Source organism: Flavobacterium sp. (assembly GCF_044368995.1).
Lineage (GTDB): Bacteria > Bacteroidota > Bacteroidia > Flavobacteriales > Flavobacteriaceae > Flavobacterium.
Window position 1 is genome coordinate 1 of record NZ_JBIPMS010000110.1, and the last position, 5464, is coordinate 5464.

Annotated in this window: 8 protein-coding genes; all 8 read right to left on the reverse strand. The window is 31.7% G+C overall.

Annotation, left to right across the window (positions count from 1 at the left end; genetic code table 11):
- A partial coding sequence (locus ACIQ2I_RS07560) for a cryptochrome/photolyase family protein (protein ID WP_396181816.1) occupies positions 1–787 on the reverse strand: 787 nt, incomplete at its 3' end.
- 70 nt (positions 788–857) lie between these two features.
- Complete coding sequence (locus ACIQ2I_RS07565; RefSeq protein ID WP_396181817.1) at positions 858–1013, reverse strand: DUF2256 domain-containing protein; 156 nt, start codon at positions 1011–1013, stop codon at positions 858–860.
- A 1-nt stretch (position 1014) separates the two neighbouring features.
- Positions 1015–1734 (reverse strand): YqjF family protein, encoded by a 720-nt coding sequence (locus ACIQ2I_RS07570; protein ID WP_396181818.1) that lies wholly within the window; start codon positions 1732–1734, stop codon positions 1015–1017.
- A complete protein-coding gene (locus ACIQ2I_RS07575) occupies positions 1734–3224 on the reverse strand; it encodes a deoxyribodipyrimidine photo-lyase/cryptochrome family protein (RefSeq protein ID WP_396181819.1) in 1491 nt (496 codons plus the stop codon). The genes ACIQ2I_RS07570 and ACIQ2I_RS07575 overlap by 1 nt, the downstream gene beginning before the upstream one ends.
- A 2-nt stretch (positions 3225–3226) precedes the next feature.
- Positions 3227–3877, reverse strand: coding sequence for a flavin reductase family protein (locus ACIQ2I_RS07580; RefSeq protein ID WP_396181820.1), 651 nt, complete (start codon positions 3875–3877; stop codon positions 3227–3229).
- Entirely contained in the window at positions 3862–4257 is a 396-nt protein-coding gene (locus tag ACIQ2I_RS07585; protein WP_396181821.1) for a DUF2452 domain-containing protein, read from the reverse strand. The genes ACIQ2I_RS07580 and ACIQ2I_RS07585 overlap by 16 nt, the downstream gene beginning before the upstream one ends.
- Before the next feature lie 8 nt (positions 4258–4265).
- Positions 4266–4556 carry a TIGR03643 family protein gene (locus ACIQ2I_RS07590; protein WP_396181822.1) on the reverse strand — a complete coding sequence of 97 codons (291 nt, stop codon included), beginning with the start codon at positions 4554–4556 and terminating at the stop codon, positions 4266–4268.
- Positions 4557–4677: 121 nt separating this feature from the next.
- On the reverse strand, positions 4678–5130 hold the full coding sequence (locus tag ACIQ2I_RS07595) for a GAF domain-containing protein (protein ID WP_396181823.1): 453 nt from the start codon (positions 5128–5130) through the stop codon (positions 4678–4680).
- Positions 5131–5464 lie beyond the last annotated feature (334 nt).

Genomic DNA, 5464 nt, shown 5'->3' on the forward strand with positions numbered 1-5464 from the left:
AAGACCATTCATTTGGCGTCATGGCATCTTGATAACTTCCAAAAAGCGCCAAACATTCAGTCACAAAAAAATCAAGTAATTTTAAAGATTGTGCTCTGTTGATGGGCCACACAAAATTGTCGGCATCAATAGTTCCGATGGTTTTGATATCTGTTTTTTGAATTTCAGAAACTATTTTCGAAACATTATTATTGAAAACCAAAGGCGGTGTTGGTTTGTGATCTTTTGGCAATTTTTTTCTGTTTTCGCCGTCATAATTCCATTTACCAGTTAAAGGTTTATCGCCTTCCATTAAAATATGGTGTTTTTTGCGCATCATGTGGTAAAAACTTTCCATCAAAAAGGTTTTTTTACCTTCAAAAAAATCACCTAATTCATTTCTAGAACTCATAAAATGTTCCGAATCGGAAACGGAAGTTGATATAGATAGCGATTGGCACAAATTTTTCAGCTGTTCATCCAAACGGTATTCGTCAGGAAATTGGTATTCAAAATTCGTAAAACGCTCATTTTCTATTAAAGATTTAATATTTTTTTCAAACGATTGTAAATTATTGGCATCATTCAATTTCAAATAAATGACTTGATGTTGTTGCGATTGTAATTCGGAGGCAAATTGTTGCATCGCCGAGAAAAAACCTACTACTTTTTGAATATGATGTTTGGCATAATCGGTTTCTGTGCGAATTTCCATCAAAACATAAGTCACGGAATCGTCAACAGCTTGAAACCAAGAATGATTACTGTTTAATTGATCTCCGAGAAGTAATCGTACCGTTTTTGACATTTTATATAAATTTAAAGATTAAAGGATTTAAAAATTTAAAGATTTTGTATGATTTTGATTTTTTCAATCTTTAAATCATTCCATTTTTTAATCTTTCATTCCTACATCTATCACTACAATATTTTACTTCATCCCAAACCTGCTCCCATTTTTTCCGCCAAGTGAATGGTTTTTGGCATACCACACAAATTTTAGTTGGTAGGTTTTGTTTTTTTACGCCTTTCATATTATAATTGAAGTTTTTTTCTTTTCCATTCTATACCCACTTTTGATCCTTTAGCAATAAAAACTGCCACAGGTTTTGTCTCATTTAGAATTGCAAAATCTTTACCATACATGGCTTGAAAGTCGCAATCAATTTTATAATTTGAAATGGTATTCGTTTTCCAACTAGGATGTTGCAATTTGTATTCTTCTGTTTTTTTGGCATTTACTTTTGTGTAGCCGAAGTAATGGTCGTAAATAAACTGTTCTAAACTATTGTTTGTCATTTTCTTCGTTTCGAAAGAATACTGAACATCAATGCTATTCCAATTGGAATCTACTAACCATTCAAATTTTATATTTTGAAAATCTGAATGAACAATTTGCTGATGTTTTGTTGGTATAACCGTATAATGTTCTTTATATAATTTATTGGCAACCCATGCCACAATTGGGTAGGGAATGGTTTCATTAATAAAAACTACGCCTCTTTTTATTTGATTGTCTTCTTTTCGAACAACATAAAAGCGCAAGTTAATTTCTTCAAAAGTTCCAAACCACGGAATTGGTATATTGAATAATTGGGTATTTTTAAACATAAAGCCCACTAAACTGATGTAGCATTTATCTTCAAACAAGTCGATTTCAACTCCTTTTGGCACGTATGGAAGTAAAATTTGTGGATCAATTTCATAATTTGCCATGATGATATTTTCCCAATCTGCTTTTAAAAATAGTGCCATTATTGTGTTTTCTTTTTTGTTTTTCGATTCATAATACTCACGTGTTTTTGCAATATCCGTTTGCCTTCTTCTATCACTTCCCCTCTTTTCCGAAAGCTCCAAACTATATCGCTTGCATATTTTCTTGTTTCTTCTATGTTTACAATTGTTTCTGGATAGTCTTTTCCAATGATACAGTTGTAAAATTGCTGTTCCATTTCATTCATTTTCCATGGTTCGTGAAGCAAATTAACAGGTACTTCTGCTAATTCGGGCAACCATTTTTTGATAAAAACACCTTCAGCATCATGCTCTTCGGAGTTTTTTATTGGGCTATAAATCCGTATGGTATTAATTCCTGTTGTGCCTGATTGCATCTGAATTTGAGGGTAATGAATACCTGGTTCGTAATCCAAAAATTGTCTCGCCAAGAAATGCAATTCGCGCCAATCTTGCCATAAATTAAAGGTGAAAAATGAAACCACCATAGCGCGCATCCTGAAATTAATGTAACCTGTTGCAACCAAACATCGCATGCAAGCATCTACAATTGGCACTCCCGTTTTTCCTTCTTGCCAAGCTTTAATGTAGGTTTCGTTTTTGGGTTTTATCAAACTGTCATACGCTCGGTTTGCGTTTTCAAATTCCATTTCGCATTCGTCTTCAAATTTTTGAATAAAATGGCAATGCCAATGCAAACGCGATACAAAATTCAGAATCGCACGTTTGTTTTTTGAGGATTCGTAATGCTGATTCGTATATTGATAAATCATTCGCATGCTGATATTTCCATAAGATAGATACGGAGACAATCGGCTACATCCTTTTCTACTTAGAGCTGGTTTCGAAATGTGTTTGCTGTAATTAACATAACGTTCTTTTACAAAACTATCCAAATAACGCCAGGCCCAATATTCGCCACCTCTTTGAAAATTCGGATTTGGAGTTGTAATTTCAATGGGTAGTTCGTTTCCTTTTATTTTTTTGTAAAATTCTGAATTTAATTCTATGGTATTTAAATCGGATTCTTTTATGTTTTTAGGGGTATCACGCATGACTTGCTCCCAACGTTTGTCCCAATCTTGTCTTGATTTTAACCTACGAATTACGCCGTGCATTTGAAATTCATTCCAAGTTATTTCGTTGGAACTGAAAAACGCTTTCATTTCCAAATCGCGGTCATAAGTAACTTTATTTCCTATTTCTTGATGCGAAAAAATGTTATTAACTTCAAATTTTTTAATCAATTCTGAAAAAACGGTTTTTACTTCGTTATGGAAAAAATAAATTATAGAGTTGTATCCTTTTAATTTTTTATTCAAATCCTGAATCGATTCATAAATAAATCGCCAATGCCGTACGTCTGAATCATGATATTTCATTACAGATGGTTCGAAAACATAAATAAGCAACAAAGGCAAATCAGATTGGTGTGCGTGAAAAAGCGCTTCGTTATCAACCAAACGAAGGTCGCGTTTAAACCATACAATATTGACCGCTTTTTTTATCAAAATTAAATTAGTGAAGTAACTGTTTTGTCGGGTTTGGCATAACTCCATCTTGAAATCCGTGAAGTTTTGTGATAACTATCTAATCCGGAACAAGTGATAGATTCGGCTTTTTCGATGTCAAGAAAACCATCTTTTTGCAAACAGTTTTCTGGGAAATAAACTTCTTTCACTTCACCAATTATTAGAACCGTATTATTGATGGAAAGTGTGATTTTTTCTTTAAATTCCATAGCTAATTGTACATTGCTTTCATTTACAAAAGGCGCAAAAAAGTTATTTTTAAATTCAGGAGTTAAGCCAGTTTCGTCAAATTCTGAGCAATCTCTATCATATCTGGCAGACGTTTGATGAGCTTTTTTATGAATTTTTTCAGTAATATGATTGATAGTGTAAAAACCTGTTTTTAAAATATTTTCTAGCGTGTGACGTTCTAAAACTCCTGGACGAAAAACCATTCCGAATAAAGGTGGATTGCTTCCAATATGTAAAATAGAATCTACAATAGCCAAATTGGTTTGATTTTTTTTGTTTTGTGTGCCAATTAATCCAACGCTTTTAAAACCACCTAAACTATTTGCAAAATGAACACGTTCTTGTTTTTCCATGTTCAAAATTTGTTCATGGGTAATATGTTTTACTATAGTTTCACCCATTTTTTATCGCTATTTAATTGAAAGGTTCCAACGTGTTCTTTGTTCCATTCATTTGGTGGAATTAAGGATAAAAAGTAAGTGGCATTTCCTGATGCGTATAAATGATAGATCTCTCCAATTATAGGTTCAAATGAAAATTTTGAATTGTAAACCATTTCATTCCATTCATATTCTTCCATTAAATTTTGGTACTGTAATTTTAGTTCATTGAATTTATTTTCAAATTCTTTGTTCACATTTCTTACACCTCTACCTTTCCATGCGGCAACATCATCCACTTTAATTATAGGTGCGCCAACAGTTGTTGCGTAAGGTAAAAAACTTGCATTGTATCCTTTTTCTTCCGTATAAACTATATTATCAGGCTTTTTGTTTTCCATTTTATCTATTATCTTTTTGATATTTTATTATTTGAAATGGCTCTTTGTAATTTACATTTGAATCGGTCAATACCTTCAGCACGTTTTGCGGCATGCTTAGTTTTACAATTTTCTACACGTTGTCGCCACAGTTTGTAACTTGAAAATTTTAATTCTTTTTTCATTAAAGCTTTTACATCAGCTTCAGCTAAACCAAATTGAAATTTTATAGCATCAAAAGGTGTTCGGTCTTCCCATGCCATTTCGATAATTCTATCGATAGCAATGTCGTCCAATTCAGTTTTTTGAGAAATAGGCATTTTTTGTTTAATTTTAATTTAAAAAGATTAAACAAAATTAAGTAGAATAATTTGATTTTCAATACAGAAATAGAATAAAAAAACCCGTTACTTAAATTAATGCAACGGATAATAATTTTTTTTAGAAAAGGGAAGCCACCTGTTCGTTTACAAATTCTAAAAAACGTTCATCTGCTTCTGTAAATGGGTCAATTACATGACTGTCGACATCTATTTGTCCAATATTAATTCCATTTACAAATAAAGGCACAACAATTTCAGATTTTACGGTAAAGCTACAAGCTATATAATTATCTTGGGCAGAAACGTCAGGTACCACAAAGTTTGCATTATTTTCTGCTACTTGGCCGCAAATACCTTTACCGAAAGGAATAACGGTATGATCCGTTTCAGCGCCTACGTAGGGTCCAAGGTGTAAAGTTTTGGTTTCATGATTGGCAAAATAAAAACCAACCCAATTGTAATATGAAATAGAATATTGTAATAATTGACAAATATTAGAAAGCTTTTCATCTCTATTTTCATTAGTTTTAATGATGTTTCTTACTTCTGTTTTTATAAGTTCAAATTCCATGTTTAATTTTTTTGTAAAATTATACATTAATAAGAAAGTAAAATTATATTTTTGTTAAAATTTAAAATTTTGAAAAACATATTTCAGCAGCATAAAGTATTTTTTATTTTTCTAATAAAGTTTTTATTGAGCTATTTTATTGTTACGATAATTTATTCGCTTTATTTAAATCAATACCACACACAAAAAAATGAGGTAGATGGTATCACGCATTTTGTAGCAAAACAGACTGAAAACATTCTCGTTTTTTTTAATGCAAATTGCGAGATGATAAAGCATGAATTGGAACCTTGCTATAAAGTAGTCTATAATTCAGTATATATTGCTCGAATAG

Bases quoted from the DNA above. Each gene is read 5' to 3' on its own strand.
- ACIQ2I_RS07590 (WP_396181822.1), bottom strand. From the start codon at position 4,556: ATGCCTATTTCTCAAAAAACTGAATTGGACGACATTGCTATCGATAGA.
- ACIQ2I_RS07580 (WP_396181820.1), bottom strand. From the start codon at position 3,877: ATGGGTGAAACTATAGTAAAACATATTACCCATGAACAAATTTTGAAC.
- ACIQ2I_RS07595 (WP_396181823.1), bottom strand. From the start codon at position 5,130: ATGGAATTTGAACTTATAAAAACAGAAGTAAGAAACATCATTAAAACT.
- ACIQ2I_RS07585 (WP_396181821.1), bottom strand. From the start codon at position 4,257: ATGGAAAACAAAAAGCCTGATAATATAGTTTATACGGAAGAAAAAGGA.
- ACIQ2I_RS07570 (WP_396181818.1), bottom strand. From the start codon at position 1,734: ATGGCACTATTTTTAAAAGCAGATTGGGAAAATATCATCATGGCAAAT.
- ACIQ2I_RS07565 (WP_396181817.1), bottom strand. From the start codon at position 1,013: ATGAAAGGCGTAAAAAAACAAAACCTACCAACTAAAATTTGTGTGGTA.